Origin of the sequence: Burkholderia sp. SIMBA_062, assembly GCF_046534765.1 — a bacterium.
In the GTDB taxonomy this organism is placed as follows: domain Bacteria; phylum Pseudomonadota; class Gammaproteobacteria; order Burkholderiales; family Burkholderiaceae; genus Burkholderia; species Burkholderia ambifaria.
This window is the reverse complement of the sequence record NZ_JAWRYD010000326.1, coordinates 1-265: the sequence shown is the minus strand read 5'-3', so window position 1 is coordinate 265 and position 265 is coordinate 1. Positions and strand designations below refer to the sequence as shown.

Genomic DNA, 265 nt, shown 5'->3' with positions numbered 1-265 from the left:
CGGAGCGCAAGTCGGCTGTTATCCGCGAAGAAGCGAAGCGCGCGACGGCGTATCACGAGTCGGGTCACGCCGTGATCGCGAAGCTGCTGCCGAAGGCCGATCCGGTTCACAAGGTCACGATCATTCCGCGTGGCCGTGCACTGGGCGTGACGTGGCAGTTGCCTGAGCACGACAACGAAACGTACTCGAAGGACTATCTGCTGGATCGTCTGGCCATTCTGTTCGGCGGCCGCGTGGCGGAAGAGCTGTTCATGAACCTGATCAG

At 61.5% G+C, this 265-nt stretch carries 1 pseudogene; it reads left to right on the top strand.

From position 1 onward, the window contains the following. Positions 1-265 (top strand): annotated as a pseudogene (locus SB786_RS36545) (cell division protein FtsH); the annotation flags it as partial.